Origin of the sequence: Actinorugispora endophytica, assembly GCF_004363075.1 — a bacterium.
GTDB classification, from domain to species: Bacteria; Actinomycetota; Actinomycetes; order Streptosporangiales; family Streptosporangiaceae; genus Actinorugispora; species Actinorugispora endophytica.
In genome coordinates this window covers 196,888-213,565 of record NZ_SNYN01000004.1, presented here as the reverse complement: position 1 = coordinate 213,565, position 16,678 = coordinate 196,888, and the positions used below count along the sequence as shown (strand labels likewise).

The 16,678-nt window shown below is 74.4% G+C and carries 17 protein-coding genes; 7 read left to right on the top strand and 10 right to left on the bottom strand.

Features of this window, described 5'->3' with window-relative positions; genetic code table 11:
- Positions 1–16: 16 nt before the first annotated feature.
- Positions 17–1,267: an isochorismate synthase gene (locus EV190_RS08475; RefSeq protein ID WP_243742439.1), complete on the top strand. Its 1,251-nt coding sequence runs from the start codon at positions 17–19 to the stop codon at positions 1,265–1,267.
- A 104-nt stretch (positions 1,268–1,371) separates the two neighbouring features.
- Here the strand turns inward: EV190_RS08475 and EV190_RS08470 are convergent, their stop codons facing one another.
- The 4 genes from EV190_RS08470 to menB all read right to left on the bottom strand — a co-directional run bounded on the left by EV190_RS08470 (position 1,372) and on the right by menB (position 6,218).
- The gene (locus EV190_RS08470) at positions 1,372–2,280 is read right to left on the bottom strand and encodes a universal stress protein (RefSeq protein WP_133740916.1); all 909 of its coding nucleotides are present in this window, start codon (positions 2,278–2,280) and stop codon (positions 1,372–1,374) included.
- A gap of 98 nt (positions 2,281–2,378) precedes the next feature.
- Entirely contained in the window at positions 2,379–4,052 is a 1,674-nt protein-coding gene (gene menD / locus EV190_RS08465; RefSeq protein ID WP_133740915.1) for a 2-succinyl-5-enolpyruvyl-6-hydroxy-3-cyclohexene-1-carboxylic-acid synthase, read from the bottom strand.
- Positions 4,053–4,431: 379 nt separating this feature from the next.
- Positions 4,432–5,355, bottom strand: a complete 924-nt coding sequence (locus tag EV190_RS08460) for an o-succinylbenzoate synthase (RefSeq protein WP_243742438.1) — start codon at positions 5,353–5,355, stop codon at positions 4,432–4,434.
- Between the two features lie 23 nt (positions 5,356–5,378).
- Positions 5,379–6,218 carry a 1,4-dihydroxy-2-naphthoyl-CoA synthase gene (menB, locus tag EV190_RS08455; RefSeq protein ID WP_133740913.1) on the bottom strand — a complete coding sequence of 280 codons (840 nt, stop codon included), beginning with the start codon at positions 6,216–6,218 and terminating at the stop codon, positions 5,379–5,381.
- Between the two features lie 86 nt (positions 6,219–6,304).
- On the opposite strand from menB, the gene EV190_RS08450 reads away from it, so the two are divergent.
- The 3 genes from EV190_RS08450 to EV190_RS08440 all read left to right on the top strand — a co-directional run bounded on the left by EV190_RS08450 (position 6,305) and on the right by EV190_RS08440 (position 9,615).
- A complete protein-coding gene (locus EV190_RS08450) occupies positions 6,305–7,477 on the top strand; it encodes an AMP-binding protein (protein ID WP_133740912.1) in 1,173 nt (390 codons plus the stop codon).
- 281 nt (positions 7,478–7,758) lie between these two features.
- Positions 7,759–9,078, top strand: coding sequence for an RNA polymerase sigma factor (locus tag EV190_RS08445; RefSeq protein WP_133740911.1), 1,320 nt, complete (start codon positions 7,759–7,761; stop codon positions 9,076–9,078).
- 174 nt (positions 9,079–9,252) lie between these two features.
- The gene (locus EV190_RS08440; protein WP_133740910.1) at positions 9,253–9,615 is read left to right on the top strand and encodes a hypothetical protein; all 363 of its coding nucleotides are present in this window, start codon (positions 9,253–9,255) and stop codon (positions 9,613–9,615) included.
- A gap of 93 nt (positions 9,616–9,708) precedes the next feature.
- Here EV190_RS08440 and EV190_RS08435 read toward each other — a convergent pair whose 3' ends face one another.
- On the bottom strand, positions 9,709–10,071 hold the full coding sequence (locus EV190_RS08435; RefSeq protein WP_133740909.1) for a GntR family transcriptional regulator: 363 nt from the start codon (positions 10,069–10,071) through the stop codon (positions 9,709–9,711).
- Between the two features lie 13 nt (positions 10,072–10,084).
- On the bottom strand, positions 10,085–10,480 hold the full coding sequence (locus tag EV190_RS08430; protein WP_133740908.1) for a hypothetical protein: 396 nt from the start codon (positions 10,478–10,480) through the stop codon (positions 10,085–10,087).
- A gap of 112 nt (positions 10,481–10,592) precedes the next feature.
- Between EV190_RS08430 and EV190_RS08425 the strand changes: the two genes are divergently transcribed.
- A complete protein-coding gene (locus EV190_RS08425) occupies positions 10,593–11,255 on the top strand; it encodes a TetR/AcrR family transcriptional regulator C-terminal domain-containing protein (protein WP_133740907.1) in 663 nt (220 codons plus the stop codon).
- Positions 11,256–11,328: 73 nt separating this feature from the next.
- Here the strand turns inward: EV190_RS08425 and EV190_RS08420 are convergent, their stop codons facing one another.
- Positions 11,329–11,970 (bottom strand): response regulator, encoded by a 642-nt coding sequence (locus tag EV190_RS08420; RefSeq protein ID WP_133740906.1) that lies wholly within the window; start codon positions 11,968–11,970, stop codon positions 11,329–11,331.
- The gene (locus tag EV190_RS08415) at positions 11,967–13,232 is read right to left on the bottom strand and encodes a sensor histidine kinase (protein WP_243742437.1); all 1,266 of its coding nucleotides are present in this window, start codon (positions 13,230–13,232) and stop codon (positions 11,967–11,969) included. The genes EV190_RS08420 and EV190_RS08415 overlap by 4 nt, the downstream gene beginning before the upstream one ends.
- A 135-nt stretch (positions 13,233–13,367) precedes the next feature.
- Between EV190_RS08415 and EV190_RS08410 the strand changes: the two genes are divergently transcribed.
- Positions 13,368–13,934, top strand: a complete 567-nt coding sequence (locus tag EV190_RS08410; RefSeq protein ID WP_133740905.1) for a hypothetical protein — start codon at positions 13,368–13,370, stop codon at positions 13,932–13,934.
- Positions 13,935–13,966: 32 nt separating this feature from the next.
- Positions 13,967–14,650, top strand: a complete 684-nt coding sequence (locus EV190_RS08405; protein WP_133740904.1) for an endonuclease V — start codon at positions 13,967–13,969, stop codon at positions 14,648–14,650.
- Between the two features lie 97 nt (positions 14,651–14,747).
- Here the strand turns inward: EV190_RS08405 and EV190_RS08400 are convergent, their stop codons facing one another.
- Both EV190_RS08400 and EV190_RS08395 read right to left on the bottom strand, forming a co-directional pair.
- Positions 14,748–15,920: a hypothetical protein gene (locus tag EV190_RS08400; protein ID WP_133740903.1), complete on the bottom strand. Its 1,173-nt coding sequence runs from the start codon at positions 15,918–15,920 to the stop codon at positions 14,748–14,750.
- 135 nt (positions 15,921–16,055) lie between these two features.
- Positions 16,056–16,307 carry a Uma2 family endonuclease gene (locus EV190_RS08395; RefSeq protein ID WP_166655415.1) on the bottom strand — a complete coding sequence of 84 codons (252 nt, stop codon included), beginning with the start codon at positions 16,305–16,307 and terminating at the stop codon, positions 16,056–16,058.
- Positions 16,308–16,678 lie beyond the last annotated feature (371 nt).

The window sequence follows — 16,678 nt, the reverse complement described above, 5'->3', positions numbered from 1 at the left end:
CATAGACTGCGGCCTCGTGAGTCCCGCTGCTGCTTCCCGTGAACCCCTGCTCGTACGCACCGTCGAGCTGCCCGACGACCACGCGCTGCTCGACCGCCTGCCCGATTCCGCGCCGCTGGCCTGGAGCCGGCGCGGTGAGGGGCTGGTGGCCTGGGGGCGGGCCGCGCGGCTGGAGCTGCCCGCCGAGGACGAGCGCTCCGGCGGCGGGCGGTTCGCGGCCGCCGCCGAGTGGCTGGGGTCGCTCTTCTCCCGGGTCGAGGCGCACGACGAGGTGGAGCTGCCGGGTACCGGGCCCGTGGTGTTCGGCTCGTTCACCTTCGACGGCCGCGACCCCGGCTCGACGGTGGTCCTGCCGCGCGTCGTGGTGGGCCGGCGCGCCGGGCGGGCCTGGATGACCACGGTGGACGACGCGTCCGCGCCGGTGGGGGCGGGCGGCCCCGCCCGCCCCGTCGGCGGTCTGCGCTGGTCCCCGGGTGCCCTGGGCGCCGGCGAGTGGACGGGGGCCGTGGCGGCGGCGGTGGACCGGATCCGCGCCGGGGACCTGGCCAAGGTGGTGCTGGCCCGCGACGCCGTGGCCGAGGCCCCCGGCCCGATCGACATCCGCACCCCGCTGGCCCGGCTGGCCCGCGACTACCCGGACTGCTACACCTACTCGGTGGCGGGACTCACCGGGGCCACCCCCGAACTGCTGCTGCGGCGCGCCGGGGAGCGGATGGAGTCGCTGGTCCTGGCGGGGACACGGCCCCGGGGCGGCACCCCGGAGGAGGACGCGGCACTGGCCGCGACGCTGCTGGCGTCGGTCAAGGACACCGAGGAGCACGCCTACGCGACCGAGTCGCTGCGGGCCGCGCTGGGCCCGCTGTGCGGGGAGCTGGTGCTGCCCGAGCGGCCCGAACTGCTGCGCCTGGCCAACGTGCAGCACCTGGCCTCCCCGGTCCGGGCCACCCTGCGGCCGGGCGTCTCGACGCTGGACGCCGTGGCGGCGCTGCACCCGACGGCGGCCGTCGGCGGCACCCCCACCCCGCTGGCGATGGACGTCATCGGCGAACTGGAGGGGATGCGGCGCGGGCGCTACGCGGGCCCCGTGGGGTGGATGGACGCGGACGGCAACGGCGAGTGGGGCATCGCGCTGCGGTGCGCCCAGATCGACGGCGCCCGGGCCCGGCTGTTCGCCGGGTGCGGGATCGTCGCCGGCTCCGACCCCGAGGCGGAACTGGCCGAGTCCGAGTCCAAGTTCGGCGCGATGCGCGCGGCGCTGCTGGACTGAGGCGGCCTCCCGCCCTCTCTCCCCGCTGATCTTGACCTTTTCGGGGTCTCGGAGGCGGTCGAGACCCCGAAAAGGTCAAGATCAGCGGGGGGGAGAACGGGGCTCTAGGGCAAGTGGACGACCGCGACGGGGACCGGGGCGTGGTGGAGGACGGCCTGGCTGACCGAGCCCAGCAGGAGCCCGGCGAAGCCGCCGCGGCCGCGCGAGCCCACCACGACGAGGTCCGCGTCGGCCCCCGCCTCCAGCAGGGCGCGGGCGTGGTGGCCCTCGGACGCCTCCACCCGCACGGGCACCTCGCGGGTCTCGGGCGTGCGGGCCCTCTCCACGTCCTCGGACACCCACGCGCGGGTCCTGGCGTCCTGGCGTTCGCGGTCCGCGCCGACGTCAGCTCCGACCACCACGAACGGGTCCACGGGGGCGGGAGGCGCCGTCCAGGCGTGCAGGGCCACCACCTCGGAGCGGGTGTGCGCGGCCTCGGCGAGGGCGAAGCGCAGCGCGGCCGACGCGTGCTCCGAGCCGTCCACGCCCACCACGACGCGGCCCCTCCCCACGGTCGGCGCGCCCTCGCCCGGGGGCACCACCACGACCGGGCATCGGGCGTGGGCGGCGACCCGGAAACTGACCGAGCCGAGGAAGAGCGACCCCACGCCGCCGAGCCCGCGCGAGCCCACGACCACCAGCGAGGCCCCCTCGGCCGCCTTGAGCAGCGCGTGGTGCGCCTCCACCCGGGACACCTCGCTGGTGACCGGCAGGCCGGGCGCCGCCGCGTGCACCCGCTCCAGTGCCTGGGCCAGCATCGCGGCGGCGGCGGCGGAGGTCTCCTGCGAGGGCGCCATCCGGACCGGGCCGCCCAACGGGAGGGTCACCAGCGGCAGGCCCAGCGCGTACACCAGGCGCAGTCCCGTCCCGCGTGCCAGGGCCGCCGTGACCGCCCAGTCGAGGGCCCGCGCACTGCCCGCCGACCCGTCCACGCCCACCACGACCGCACCCGTCCCGTTCCCCGGACCCGACATGCGCGCTCCCCCGTCCCGGCTTCCCCGTGCCCCCTCTTACTACCCCGCTCGCCCGCGCCGAACGGAAGGGACCCGGAGCGCCGGGACGGAGACCCCGGTCAGAGGGCCGCGACCGCGGCCGCGACCTCTTCCTGGAGGCGGCGGCGCAGCAGCGACGAGGCGGTGCGGTCGGTCTGCACCTCCACGATCCGCAGCCCCTCCCCCAGCAGCGCCTTGGGCAGGTCGGTGGCCCACTCCAGCCGGGTGTAGGGAAGGTCCGCGAGGGCGGCGACGCGTTCCATCGAGACACCGTGCGGTGTGCCGAAGACGCGTTCGAAGTCGGGGTGCCCGGCCTGTTCCAGGCCGGAGAAGATCCCGCCGCCGTCGTTGTTGACCACCACGACCGCCAGGTCCGGGCGCGGCTCCCCCGGCCCGATCAGCAGCCCGTTCTGGTCGTGCAGCATCGCCAGGTCCCCCAGCAGGGCGAACCCTCCGCCGCCCCCGTCGGCCTGGTGGGCCAGCGCCGCGCCGACCGCGCTGGAAACGGTGCCGTCGATCCCGCTCGCCCCGCGGTTGCCGATGACGCGGGCGCCGCAGCGGGGCCGCATCACCGCGTCCAGGTCGCGGATGGGCATGCTCGACCCGGCGAACAGCAGCGATCCGACCGGCAGGTGGGAGGCGATGTCGCGGGCCAGGCGCAGCTCGCTCAGGGACTCGTCGGAGTCCAGGAGGCGGTCGGTGGCGTCGCGGGCCGCGGCCTCGGCCGCGGCCCAGGACGCGGCCCAGGCGGTGTCGGGGTCGGCCGTGCGCGCGGCGCGGACCGCGCCGACCAGGTCGGTGGCGGTGCGCACCGGATCGGCGAAGGACGGCGGCTCTCCCACGACCACGTGCCGGGGGGCGCGCCGCAGGTAGCCCAGAAGCTGCCGGGACAGCCCGGGGCGTCCCGCGCTCACCACCAGTTCCGGCTCGTGCGCGGCCGTGAACCCCGGTGCCGCCAGCAGTTGGCGGTAGGCCGAGACCGCGCCGACGCGGCGGGTGTTGGACGTGGGTTCGGCCAGCAGCGGCCACCCGGTCTCGGCGGCCAGCGCCAGGAACGGCACCGGGTCGTAGTCGCCGTCGCCGCACACGATGACGCCGCGCTCCACCGGCGGAAGCTCCACCGGTTCGGGTTCGCCCAGACGGGGGGCGACGCCGATCCAGGGCCGCCCCTCGGCGCGCCCGTCCAGCGGTTCGGGCCACACCGCGCCCCGCCCGTCCTCCTCGGGGACCAGGGGGTCGCGGAAGGCCAGGTTGAGGTGGACCGGCCCGGGGTGGGAGCCGCAGGCCGCCGTCCAGGCCCGGCACGCCAGCGACCGCCAGTAGGCGACCATGCCCGGCACCGGTTCGGGCACCCCCACCTCGGTGAAGGAGCGCACCGCCGACCCGAACAGGCCGATCTGGTCCACCGCCTGGTTGGCGCCCGTGCCGCGCAGCTCCGGCGGCCGGTCCGCGGTCAGGACCAGCAGGCCGATCCCGCTCTGGTCGGCCTCCAGCACGGCGGGGTGGAAGTTCGCCGCGGCAGTGCCCGAGGTGCACACCAGCGCCACCGCCCCGCGCGAGGCGCGGGCCAGACCCAGGGCGAGAAAGGACGCCGAGCGCTCGTCGATGCGGACGTGGACGCGGATCCGCGGATGGGCCACCAGGGCCAGCGCCAGTGGGGTCGAACGGGACCCCGGCGCGATGACGGCCTCGGCCAGCCCCAGCCGGGCCAGCTCGTCGACCAGGACACGCGCCAAGGCGGTAGACGAATTCATGCGCACTTTCTTGTAGCGATACCTACCTGCCTGTTATATCCGCTGGGATCAGGTAGACCGTCCGCTCCAGGGTGTGTGATGGACCTCGGCCGACGTCCCCGCGCCGGGGACCGGTTCGCCCCGATTCGACGGTATCGCGCGCGGGATCCGCCGCGGAAACCGGCCCCGCCTGCGTCGGGACGGCCCGCCCGCCCTCTCCCGGGGCCGCCCCGAAGGTCCGGCCGGACCCGCCCGGACCAGGAAAAGTCACGGGATTCCAACAAAACGCGCGGAGGCCGGGACCCGTCCCGCCGGCAGCCCTCACGGCGGGGGCCGGGACCCGCCGGTGGTCCCGACGCCTACGTCGGGACCACCGGCGGAGACCCCGCGCCCGGCTCCGTCAGGGACGCCCGGTCCGGACCTGCCAGGCCGCGCGCGCCTCGGCCGTGCGGGCGCGCCAGGCGGTGTCGTCCCCGACCTCCACCGCGGCCAGCAGGTCCTCGTCGACATCGGGCCTGCGCACCGGCACGAAGCCGTCCACCGGCAGCAGCGGGTCGGCGCACACGTCCGTCTCCAGCAGCCGCATCGTGGCCAGCCCGCAGGCGTACGGAAGCTCGGGCAGGGCCGCGGCCAGCGCCACCCCCGCGGCGAGGCCGACCGAGGTCTCCACCGCGCTGGACACCACCACGGGCAGTCCGCACGCCTCGGCGACCTCCAGCGCGGCGCGCACCCCGCCCAGCGGCTGGACCTTGAGCACCACGATGTCGGCGGCGTCGGCCGCGCGGACCCGCAGCGGGTCCTCGGCCCTGCGGATCGACTCGTCGGCCGCGATCGGGACCGCCACCCGCCGCCGCACCAGCGCCAACTCGTCCAACGTGGCGCACGGCTGCTCCACGTACTCCAGGTCGAAGCGGTCCAGCGCGCCGATCACGCGCACCGCGGTGTCCACGTCCCAGGCGCCGTTGGCGTCGACCCGCACCCTGCCGCCGGGGCCGATGGCGTCGCGCACCGCTTCGACCCGGGCCAGGTCGTCGGCCTCGACCTGGCCCTTCTCGGCGACCTTGACCTTGGCCGTGCCGCAGCCGGACCCCGCGACGACGCGCGCCGCCTCCTCGGGGCCCACGGCCGGGACCGTGGCGTTGACCGGGACGGCGTCGCGCACCGGCTCCGGCCAGCCGTCCTCGGCCGCCTCACGGCACGCCGCCCACCAGCGGGCGCACTCGGCCGCCCCGTACTCGGGGAACGGGGAGAACTCGCCCCATCCCGCCGCGCCCCGCACCAGCACGCCCTCGCGCACCGTCACCCCGCGGAAGCGCGTGCGCATGGGGATCGCGAACGCCCGCCAGGTCACGGGCGGCGCGGGAACTTGTCGAACTCCGGACGGCGCTTCTCCTTGAAGGCGTCGCGCCCTTCCTGCGCCTCTTCGCTCATGTAGTAGAGCATGGTGGCGTCCCCCGCGAACTGCTGCATCCCGGCCGCGCCGTCGCTGACCGCGTTGAGCGCGCCCTTGACCATGCGCAGCGCCAGCGGCGACTTCTCCAGGAGCTCGCGCGCCCAGGCGACGGTCTCCTCCTCCAGCCGCTCCAGCGGGACCACCGTGTTGACCATGCCCATGTCCAGCGCCTCCTGCGCGCTGTACTGGCGGCACAGGTACCAGATCTCGCGGGCCTTCTTCAGCCCCACGGTCTCGGCGAGCAGCCAGGAGCCGTACCCGCCGTCGAAGGAGCCGACCTTGGGGCCGGTCTGGCCGAACCTGGCGTTGTCCGCGGCGATCGTCAGGTCGCAGCAGACCTGCAGGACGTTGCCGCCGCCGATCGAGTAGCCCGCGACCATGCACACGACCGGCTTGGGCAGGCGCCGGATCTGCACCTGGAGGTCGAGCACGTTGAGCCGCCCGATGCCCTGGCGGGCCACCCGGTCGTCGCCGATGTAGCCGTCGTCGCCGCGGATCTTCTGGTCGCCGCCCGAGCAGAACGCCTGGTCGCCCGCACCGGTGAAGATGATGACGCCGACCTCGGAGTCGTCCCGGGCCTCGTTGAACGCGTGCTGCAGTTCGAACAGGGTCTGCGGCCGGAAGGCGTTGTGCCGCTCCGGGCGGTTGATCGTGATCTTGGCGATTCCCTCAGCGGTCTCGTAGATGATGTCGCTGTAGTCGCCGGACCGCTTCCAGTCCACCACGGTGCTCACGCTCTCGCCTCTCCTCGCACAGCCCTGCAGTTTCGGGGCAACCCTAGCCCTCCCCGCCCTCTCACCGCGCACTACCCTTGGAGTTCATGTCGAACCGACCCTTGCAGGCCGCGGTGGGGCTGGACCCCGAGCACCTCACCGATCTCGTGGCCGACGCCCTCGAAGGGCGCGGTCCGGCGATCCTGCCGATCGCGCCGGACACCCCCGCCCCCCGTACGCGCGCCCTGGTCGAGGCGATGCGCCCGGCCAGCGTGCGCACCCCCGACGGGGTCGAGTCCACCGGCTACGACCAGGGCGCCGCCGAGGACACCGCGCTGACCATCGCCACCTCGGGCTCCACCGGCGCCCCCAAGGGCGTCGAACTGGCCTCCGCGGCACTGGAGCACTCCGCGCGCGCCTCCACCGCCCGGATCGGCGCCGCGGCGGGCCAGGCGTGGCTGTGCGTGCTGCCCACCGCGCACATATCGGGTCTCCAGGTGGTGCTGCGCGCCCTCGTCACGGGTGGCCGCGTCCTGCACCGTCCCTTCGACACCGGGACCGTCATGGCCGCGGCCGCCGAGCACCGCCCGCACGTGTCGCTGGTCCCCACGCAGCTGCGCCGCCTGCTCGCCGCCGGCGCCGACCTCTCGCTGTTCCGCACCGTCCTCCTGGGCGGAGCCGCCGCGGAGGCCGGACTGCTGGACGCGGCCCGCGCCGCCGGGGCGCGCGTGGTCACCACCTACGGCATGAGCGAGACCAGCGGCGGCTGCGTGTACGACGGCGTCCCGCTGGACGGGGTCGACGTCGACGTGGCCGACGACGGCAGGATCCACCTGGCCGGGCCGGTGCTGTTCAGCGGCTACCGGCTGCGTCCCGACCTGACCCGGGAGCAGCTGGCCGCCAGGGGCGGCCGCCCCTGGTTCCGCACCGGCGACCTGGGGACGGTGGACGGCCGCGGGCTCCTGCGGGTGCGCGGGCGGGTCGACGACGTCGTCAACACCGGCGGGCACAAGGTGGTGGCCGGGGAGGTCGCGGCGCTGCTGAACCGGCTGGACTCGGTCGCCGAGGCGGTGGTGGTGGGCCGCGCCGACCCCGAGTGGGGCCAGCGGGTCAGCGCCGTCGTCGTCCCCTCCGACCCGGCCGCGCCCCCGACCCTCGCCGAGCTGCGCGACTGGGTGGGCGCGCACCTGCCGCGCTACGCCGCGCCCCGCGAACTCGACCTGCGCCCCGCGATCCCCATGCTGGCCTCGGGCAAACCCGACCTGCGCGCCCTGGCCTGAGCCACCGCACGGGGTGCGGGAACTTCCCGGCCCACTCGAGCGTCTACCTGTTCGAGCGCTCACACCACACCCCGACGACCCCGGATCGCGCCTGTGCCTCTTTACCCGCTGCGCGAAGCGCCCGGCGCCAAAGAGAACCGTGACCACTGTCACTTCGGCCGATATCCAATCGAGATTCGGGAACATTTGACTCTTCCACACGTTGGACATAATGGCGCGCCAAGACGGCGGTTCACCTTTCCGCCCCGCGCCTGACGTCTTGAAGGGAGGGAGGTGCCCTCATGTCGCGCACTGCCCTAGCCGCCTCTCCCACGACGGCGGAGGTCCAGATCGACAGAGCCGCCTCGACGGCGCTCGACGAGCTGATCACGCGGGGACGCTCCCAGGGACACGTGTCCCTGGCGGAGCTTCGCACCACGTTCTCCGCGGTCGGTATCAGCCCGGCCGAAGGCCGCTCCATCCTGCGGGAGCTCTCCGACGCCGGGGTCAGGCTCGCCAACGGGGAGGACGCCGCGCTGGAATCCGTGGACACCAGCGACGACGACGCCCTGGAAGAGGCGCTCGAGACCGCGCCACCGGTCGTCGAGAAGGCCACCAGCCGCTCACGCAAGGGCAAGACCCCCGCACGGGTCGAGACCGACACCCCCGAAGCCGACCTGGACGACCAGTCCCCGGCGATGGGCGACTCGGTGCACACCTACCTCAAGGCGATCGGACGCCGCCAGCTGCTCACCGCCGAGCAGGAGGTCGACCTGGCCAAGCGGATCGAGGCCGGTCTGTTCGCCGAGTACAAGCTGGGGCTCCTCGACGGCGCTCCCCAGCCGCGCGGACTGAGCGACACCGACCGCGAGGACCTGGAGCGGGTCGCCGAGGACGGCCGCCACGCCAAGTCGCACATGCTGGAGGCCAACCTCCGGCTGGTGGTGTCGGTCGCCAAGAAGTACAGCGACCGCGGCATGTCCCTGCTCGACGTCGTGCAGGAGGGCAACCTCGGACTCATCCGCGCCGTGGAGAAGTTCGACTACGCCAAGGGCTACAAGTTCTCCACCTACGCGATGTGGTGGATCCGCCAGGCCATCCAGCGCGGCTTCGCCGACTCCGCGCGCACCATCCGGCTGCCCGTGCACGTGCTCGAACTGCTGAGCAAGGTCAGCCGTCTTGAGCGCGACATGCACCAGACCCTGGGACGCGAGCCCACCCCCGAGGAACTGGCGCGCGAGCTCGACAAGACCCCCACCCAGATCGAGGAGCTGCTGCGGGTCACCCGGCAGCCCATCAGCCTGGACTCCACCATCGGCGAGGACGGCGAGACCCGCATCGGCGACCTCATCGAGGACGTCGACGCCTCCGAGGCGTCCGAGGTGGTGGACCGCCAGCTCATGGCGGACCAGCTGCGCCACGCCCTGGAGGACCTGGAGCCCCGCGAGGCCACGATCATGTCGTTGCGCTTCGGCCTGATGGACGGGCGTCCGCGCACCCTGGACGAGATCGGCAAGCACCTGGGCCTGACCCGCGAGCGCATCCGCCAGCTGGAGAAGCAGTCGCTGTCCAAGCTCCGGCATCCCAGCCGCGCCAAGCAGCTGCTGGACTTCGCGAGCTGACCGGCGCCCCGCGCCCTCTCCTTCGGCCCCGCCGAACCGCTTCTGCGGCTCGGCGGGGCCGACGTTCGTCCGCGGCGGACATCCGTCTCGGGACGGCTCAGGGTCCCCCTGAGTTATCCCCGAGATCACCGCTCGGGGTATCCGTGAAAGTCCGCACCGGCGGATACTGGGGGCATGTCCGCGCAATCCCCCGATCCCCGGAACGAGATCGCCGCGTCGCTTCAGGCCGGCCGAGAGCTCGGTCCCGAGTACGACGACGCCATCGCGGCGAGCCTCGCCGAACGCCTCGACCAGTCCATCGCCGAACAGGTCCGGAGCCAACTCGACGCCAGGGCCGCGTCGGGCTCGCTGCCCCCCGCGCGACCCGCCAAAGGGGTGAGCGGCAACACCCTGCGCCTGGTCATGGGCATCGTCTCGCTGGGCGTGGCCATACCGCTCTCGGCCATCGCGGGCGGCATGGGCGGCGCTCCGGGGCTGCTGATCGCCTGGATCGGCATCCTCATGGTCTACTTCGTCGTGGCCCGCAGCGCCGACTGACCCCACTCTTCCCGCTGATCTTGACCTTTCCGGGGCCTCGACCGTCTTCGAGGCCCCGGAAAGGTCAAGATCAGCGACTCCGGACGCGGGACACTAGCGGTCCAGTGCGGCCCGGACGATGTCCAGGGCCTCCTCCGGATCGATGCCCAGGCGGGAGACGACGTCGGCGTAGCGGCGCGCGGCCGCGAGCGCCTCCTCGCGCTGACGGTCGCCGCCCGCCGCCACGAAGGTGCCCGAGCGGCCGCGCGTCTCGACCACCCCCGCCTGCTCCAACTCCCGGTAGGCGCGCGCGGCGGTGTTGACCGCCACCGACAGCTCGCCGGCCAGGGCGCGCACCGTGGGCAGCTTGTAGCCGACCGGGAGTTCACCGCTGGCGGCCGCGTGGGCCACGGCAGTGCGGATCTGCTCGTACGGCGGGACCTTCGACGCGGGATCGATGCGTACGAACTCCGTCATGGCGGTCCCCGCCTCAGGCCGCCGCGGGGCTGCGGGGCACCCGCTCGATCCCGTGCAGCCGGTGCCGCTCGCGCATGGTCAGCAGGCGCTCGGCCAGTTCGGTGGCGGCCTTGATCTCGGGCCGGGCCATCCTGCGGCGGCGGTGGATGCGGTCGTCGTAGCCGCGCGCTCCGACGAGTTCGCGCTCGCGGGCGTAGGCCGCGCGCATCGCGTCGGTGAGCGCGGCGTCGTAGGCCACGCCCAACCGGTGCAGTTCGACCACGTCGGCGTCGGTCCGGTGCGCCTCCGCCAGCTCCTGCCCGGCCCGCTGCGCCGCGTCGAGCAGATCGGGTAGCCGCCGCGCCTTCTCCACGTCCTCGGCGTGCCGCGCACGCGCTTCCGCTCCGGCCTTGCGGGCTCCCAGCACCATGCTCGCTCCTCAGCGTCTGGTCGATTGGCACAACTCTAGAGCAACGGGATCCGCGCTTGGCATCCGTCCGTTATCATCCACCGGCTTTACACGGTAAGTCTAGGATGGGGGCGTGAGCCGAAACAACGCCGGACTCAGCGCCGAGCGCATCATCGCCGAAGCCCTCCGCATCATCGACGGCATGGGCCTGCGCAGCCTCACCATGCGCCGCCTGGGCGACGCCCTCCAGGTCGAGGCCATGGCGATCTACCACCACTTCCCGCTCGGCAAGGAGCAGCTGTTCGGCGCGATCGTGGAGTACATCAGCGACCCCGGGCGGGCCGCCGGCGAGGCCGCCCCGCCGGACGGGGAGGACGACGGCGCCGCCGAGGAGCCCGAGGCGGACGCCCGCCCCTGGGACGAGCGGCTGCGCGACTGGGCGCACGACTACCGCGCCGCGCTGCTCCGGCACTCGGGCGCGCTGCCGCTGATGATCCACCGCCGGCCCGACACCGCCACGGCGCTGCGCTCCACCGAACTCCACTACGCGGCGTTCGCCGAAGCCGGACTCGCCCCGGCCTCGGTGCCCGCCGCGGCCGCCGCCCTGGACTCCTACGTGGTCGGCGCGGTCGTGCACCAGGTCCGCTCCGAGGGGCTGCCCAGCCGCGAACCCGCGGCCATCGACCGGCGCTTCCCCACCGTCGCGGCCCTGCGCGGCACCGGCCCCGGTCCCGACCACGCCTTCACCACGGGCCTCGACGCCCTGCTCCGCGGCCTGTGCGGCGGACCGGGCTGAGGACCGCCCCTCCACCGGGACCGGGGATCCTCCCGCCCGCCGCCGCACCCCTGCGGCGGCCACGACCGGGGTGTCAGCGCACGCCCAGTTCCTGGGCGAGGATGGCCGCCTGCACCCGGCTGCGCAGGTCGAGTTTCGCCAGGATGCGGCTGACGTGGGTCTTGGTGGTGGTCTCGGTGATATGCAGGCGGCGCGCGATCTGCTGGTTGGACAGCCCCTCGCCGACGCAGGCGAGCACCTCGCGCTCGCGCGGGGTCAGCGCGTCGATCACCCCGGAGTCCGCCGCCCCCGGGCCCGGCCCGGTCGCGGCGAACTCGTTGATGAGCATGCGGGTGACCGCGGGGGCGATCATGCCCTCCCCCCGGGCGACCGTGCGCACCGCCTCGACCAGCTCCCCGGCCTCGATGTTCTTCAGCAGGAAGCCCGCCGCGCCGGCGCGCAGCGCGCCGAACACGTACTCGTCCAGGTCGAAGGTGGTCAGGATGAGCACGTCCACCCCGGTCCCGGCCAGCTCCCGGGTCGCGGTGATGCCGTCCTTGCGGGGCATGCGCACGTCCATCAGGACGACGTCGGGCAGCAGCCGCCGGGCGTGCGCCACCGCCTCCTGCCCGTCCGCGGCCTCGGCCACCACCTCGATGTCCGACGCGGACTCCAGGATCATCACCAGGCCCGAGCGCACGGCCCCCTGGTCCTCGGCCACCACGACCCTGATCACGCGGTCGTCCCCTCTTCCGTTCGTGAACGTTCCAACGGCAGTTCGGCGCGCACCCGCCAGCGGCCCGCACCGTCGGGGCCCGCGTCGAGCACGCCCCCCAGCAGGCCGACGCGCTCACGCATCCCGGTCAGGCCCCACCCGGCGCCCAGGCCCTCCCCGTCCGCCGCGACGCGCCTCGGCTCGACGGGGTTCTCCACCTCGATGACGAGCGTTCCCGCACCGTCGGCGCCCACCGGCAGGCACCGCGCCGCGATCCGGACCCGCCGGGGTTCGGCGTACCTCAGCGCGTTGGTCAGGCACTCCTGCACGATCCGGTAGGCGGCCGCGTCGACCTGGGCGGGCAGCTCCCCGACCTCGGCCACGCCGTCGGCCGCCACCTCCAGTCCGGCCGCGCGGGCGCCGTCGACCAGCCGCTCCACCTCGCGCAGACGGGGGGTGACCCGCTCCAGCTCGGGGTGGTCGTCGGCGCGCAGCACCCCGATCATCCGGCGCATCTCGGCCAGGCCCTGCACACTGCTGTCGCGCACCACCCGCAGCACGTCCCGGACCCGCTCGGCGTCGAACTCGCGCATGGACAGCGCCGCCGTGGACTGCACCGCCACCGCGCTCAGGTGGTTGGCGATGACGTCGTGCAGCTCGCGGGCCATCCGGCCGCGTTCCTCCGCGACGGCGCTGCCGCGGTCGAGCTCGGCCATCCGGATGATCTGGTGGGCCCGCTCGCGCTCCAGCTCGGCGCGGCTGCGGTGCTCGCGGACGCTCAACCCGGTGGTCATCGGCGTGACGAACACCAGCACGTACAGCCCCGCGAGCTGCATGAGGTTCAGCATCCCCCCGGACAGGGCCCCCGTGTACAGGAGGTAGCCGCCGACCACGCACACCACCACGCCGAGGACGGCGACCAGGGCGAAAACGCCGTACGCGATCCGGCCCCGGCCCCACACGGCCACCGCGTACAGCAGGTCGCCGTAGGTGATGAACGCCGCCGACGTGGGTCCCAGCAGGACCGTGTCCACGGCCAGCCCCAGCGTGCCCACCACCAGCCCGGTGCCCGGGAGGGTCCGCCGCAGCGTCACCCCCGCGCAGACCAGGGCGAGCCCTCCCATCAGCCAGATCGGTTCCACACCGGGCCGGTGGACGTACGCGCCCGCCATCAGCAGCGGCACGCCCAACGCCAGGTGGGCCAACGCCCACAGGAGACTGCCCAGACGGGACCAACCGCCCAGGACCTCCCGGTCCAACGGCTTCAACCACGCTAGTCGCACGGCTCCATCACAGCACGGCCGCGACACGGGTTCGTCCCTCCAAGGAAGTACGACCGGGTCGTCCCTTGCGCCGACGCGCCGCGGCGGGCCCGCGCGACACAGTGGGAGGGTCCGACGACGGGAAGGGGACGAACGATGATCGTGACCGCGATCCTGGCCTGCGAGGTGCTGTTCTGGGTGCTGCTGCTGGGTGGTCTGGCCTCCCGCTACCTGCTGCGCGCCCGGCGTCTGAGCACCCTGCTGCTCCTGCTGGTCCCCGTGCTGGACGTGGCGCTGCTCGCGATCATCGCCCTGCACCTGCGCTCGGGCGGGCACGCCGACCTCGGCCACGGGATCGGCGTGCTGTACCTGGGCTTCACGGTGGCGTACGGGCACAGCCTCGTCCGCTGGGCCGACGCGCGCTTCGCCCACCGGTTCGCGGGCGGCCCCCCTCCGCCCAAGGCCCCCGCCTCGGGCCCGCTGAAGGTCCGGTACGAGGCGGTGGCCTGGCTGCGCGGCGTCCTGGCCGCCGCGATCGGCGCCGCCGTGCTCACCGCGCTGGTCTGGTACGTCGGCGACGCCGAGCGCACCGGGGCGCTGCTGGGCTTCTACCAGCCGCTGGCGGTGTTCACGGTGATCAACACCGTTGTCGCCGTCTGGGGTGTCCTGGAGGCGTCGTCCCCGTCCCGGCGGGCGAAGGACGCCGAGCGCGTGGGAACCTGATCGGGCCGTGCCACCGACCCGATTGGACCCTCATGCCGCACGTCATCGCGGAACTGGCCGCCGAGCGGCTCTGGCCCGACGACCCCGCCGAGGCGCGCGCCCTGCAGGACCGCCTGGCCCCGCGGGTGCGGGTGGAGCCGCTCGACCCCGACGGGGTCCGCCTGGTGGCGGGGCTGGACGTCAGCTACACCGAGTCGGCGGTGGTGGCCGCCGCGGTCGTGCTGGACGCCCGGACGCTGGAGGTCGTGGAGACGGCCACGGAGCGGGCCGAGCCGGCGTTCCCGTACGTTCCCGGGCTGTTCGCGTTCCGGGAGCTGCCCCCGCTGCTGGCGGCGCTGGGCCGGCTCGCCTCCGAACCCGACGTCTACGTCTGCGACGGCTTCGGCCTGGCGCACCCGCGCCGCTTCGGGCTCGCCTGCCACCTGGGCGTGCTGCTGGACCGGCCGGTCCTGGGCGCGGCCAAGACCGCGTTCGTGGGAGAGGCCGCGCCGCCGGCCCCCGAACGGGGGTCCGTCACCGAACTGCGCGCGGACGGCGAGGTCGTCGGCCGCTGCCTGCGCGTGCAGGACGGGGTCAAGCCGGTGTACGTCTCCGTCGGCCACCGGGTGGACCTGGACGCCGCCTGCGAACTGGTGCTGCGCGCCTCCCCCCGGTACCGGATCTGCGAACCGGTGCGCCGCGCGGACCGGCTCTCCCGGGACGTGCTGGGGCGTTGACGCGGTGGTCTCCCCGCCGATCGTGGCCTTTCCGGGGTCTCGGAGGTGGTCGAGACCCCGGAAAGGCCACGATCGGCGGGGAGGATCCGGGGTGTGCTCAGCGCTCCCGGTCGGGCCAGCCCTCGGGCAGCACGTCGGCGCCGCCGCCCGAGGCGCGGCGCAGGCGCTCGCGGAAGTCGTCGTGCAGCGCGCGCCCCCACACGTACTCGCTCGGGGTCAGCAGCGCCTCCTCCACGGCGGCGCGCAGCTCCGCGGCCGAAACGCGCCCGTTCGCGTACGGCACCGCCAGGCGGCCGTGGATCCGGCTGAGCGCCACGAAAAGCTCCCCCGTGAGCATCGGAGCGCTGTCCTGGGCCACCGCCGCCTCCAGGTAGGGATCCCACCACGGCGCCTCCGCGGCCCCGCCGGCCTGCTCCACGGCCTCCGCGTCGGGTTCGAGGAACCCGCGCCGCAACCGGGAGCGGACCCCGGCCGCCACCTCGGCGTCGCGGTGCGCCACCCCGTCGCGCCACACCCGCTCGGCCGCGCCGGGGTCGCCGCGCAGGGCGAGCAGCCGGGCCAGCAGCTCGTGGGCGACCGCGGCCGTGCCCGCGTCGAGCCCGTCCGCCCCGTCGGCGGCCGCGCCGAACTCGGCGATGGCGCTCTCCACGTGGACCGCGCCGAGCAGCACCCGCAGCGCGGGGCTCTCCCGGGCGCGCAGCCCCTGGGCGATGACGTCCGCCGCCTCGGCGGCCGCGCCGCGCGCCAGCAGGCGCTCGGCGTAGTCCCGGGCCGTCTCGGCCACCGCGGCCGGGTCGGCGGCCGCGTCCAGGGCCTGCTGCCAGTGCCCGCGCGCGGCGTCAGGGTCGCCGCGCTCCTCGGCCAGGCGGGCCAGCCCGTGGTGGGCCGCGCCCAGGTAGCGCTCGTTGCCGAAGTCCAGCACCGCGCTCCAGGCGTCGGCGGCGTCGGCCGCCCGCCCCGCGCTCTCGTGCAGGAGCGCCAGGTGGTAGGCGGCGCGCGGCGCGAACTCGGGGTGGCCCGTGGCGACCGCCGTCTCGTCGGCGCGCCGCGCCCCCTCGGCGTCCCCGGCCCGCTCGCGCACCACCGCCAGCCCCAGCGCGGCCCGCGCCCGGTGGCGCGGGGCGGTCCCGGCCACGACGCGTTCGTAGACGGCCGCCGCGCGTTCGAGATGCCCTGCCTCGGCCAGGTCCCTGGCCTGGTCGCACAGGCTCGCGGCCTCCGCGTCACCGGCTGCGGAATCGGATACGGGGGTTCCGGGCGTCGCGGTCATACGCTGCTTTCTGGCCGAGGGGGCGAAGGCTCGTCTCGGAGACTAGCCGCTACCGCTCCTCCCGGGGGGCACGGGGCCGGTCCGTTCCGGGGAGGAGCACGGCCGGGAAGGACCGCTCCCCTTCGCGGGGCCTGGTCAGTACGCGCGGAACCCGGACGTGTCCAGGGTGAAGTCGAACGGCTTGGGGATGGCCAACCCCTCCCCGAAATTGCGGATCACCCGGTCCTTGTAGTCGACGCCCTCAGGGTTGGTGTGCAGGGTGACCCGGTTGAGCAACGGATCGATCAACAGGTAGAACTCAATCCCCGCCCGGGCGTAGATCTCGCGCTTGTCCTCGCGGTCGGCACCGGCGTTGCTCCTGGACGTCACCTCCGCGACCAGCAGCACGTTCTCGGGGCCGATCCAGTGCTTGGGGTGTCCGGTACCTTCTCGGGGGCGACGAAGAGATCGGGGATCACACTGCGCTGCAGACCGTGCATCCGGATCTCAAGGTACGTCTCGTAGTCGCTTCCTCCGGAAGGTGCGGCGCGAGCCGGCGCTCCGGTTCGCGGACGTTGCGGCCGTGGCGTCCGACAGGTGTGGGCGACAAGGTGATGGTTTCCCCGTCCAAGCTCTCGGCCTGCCAGAGTTTGGTCTCGGGCAGACTGTCGAGCCTCGTGAAGAGGCCAGGCGAACCCGAGCCCGTGATGTTCGCCGTCCTGGCGGCTTCGGGTGCGAGCGTCGGCATCTGCGGCTCCTCCGGGTCGGACATCGACCAT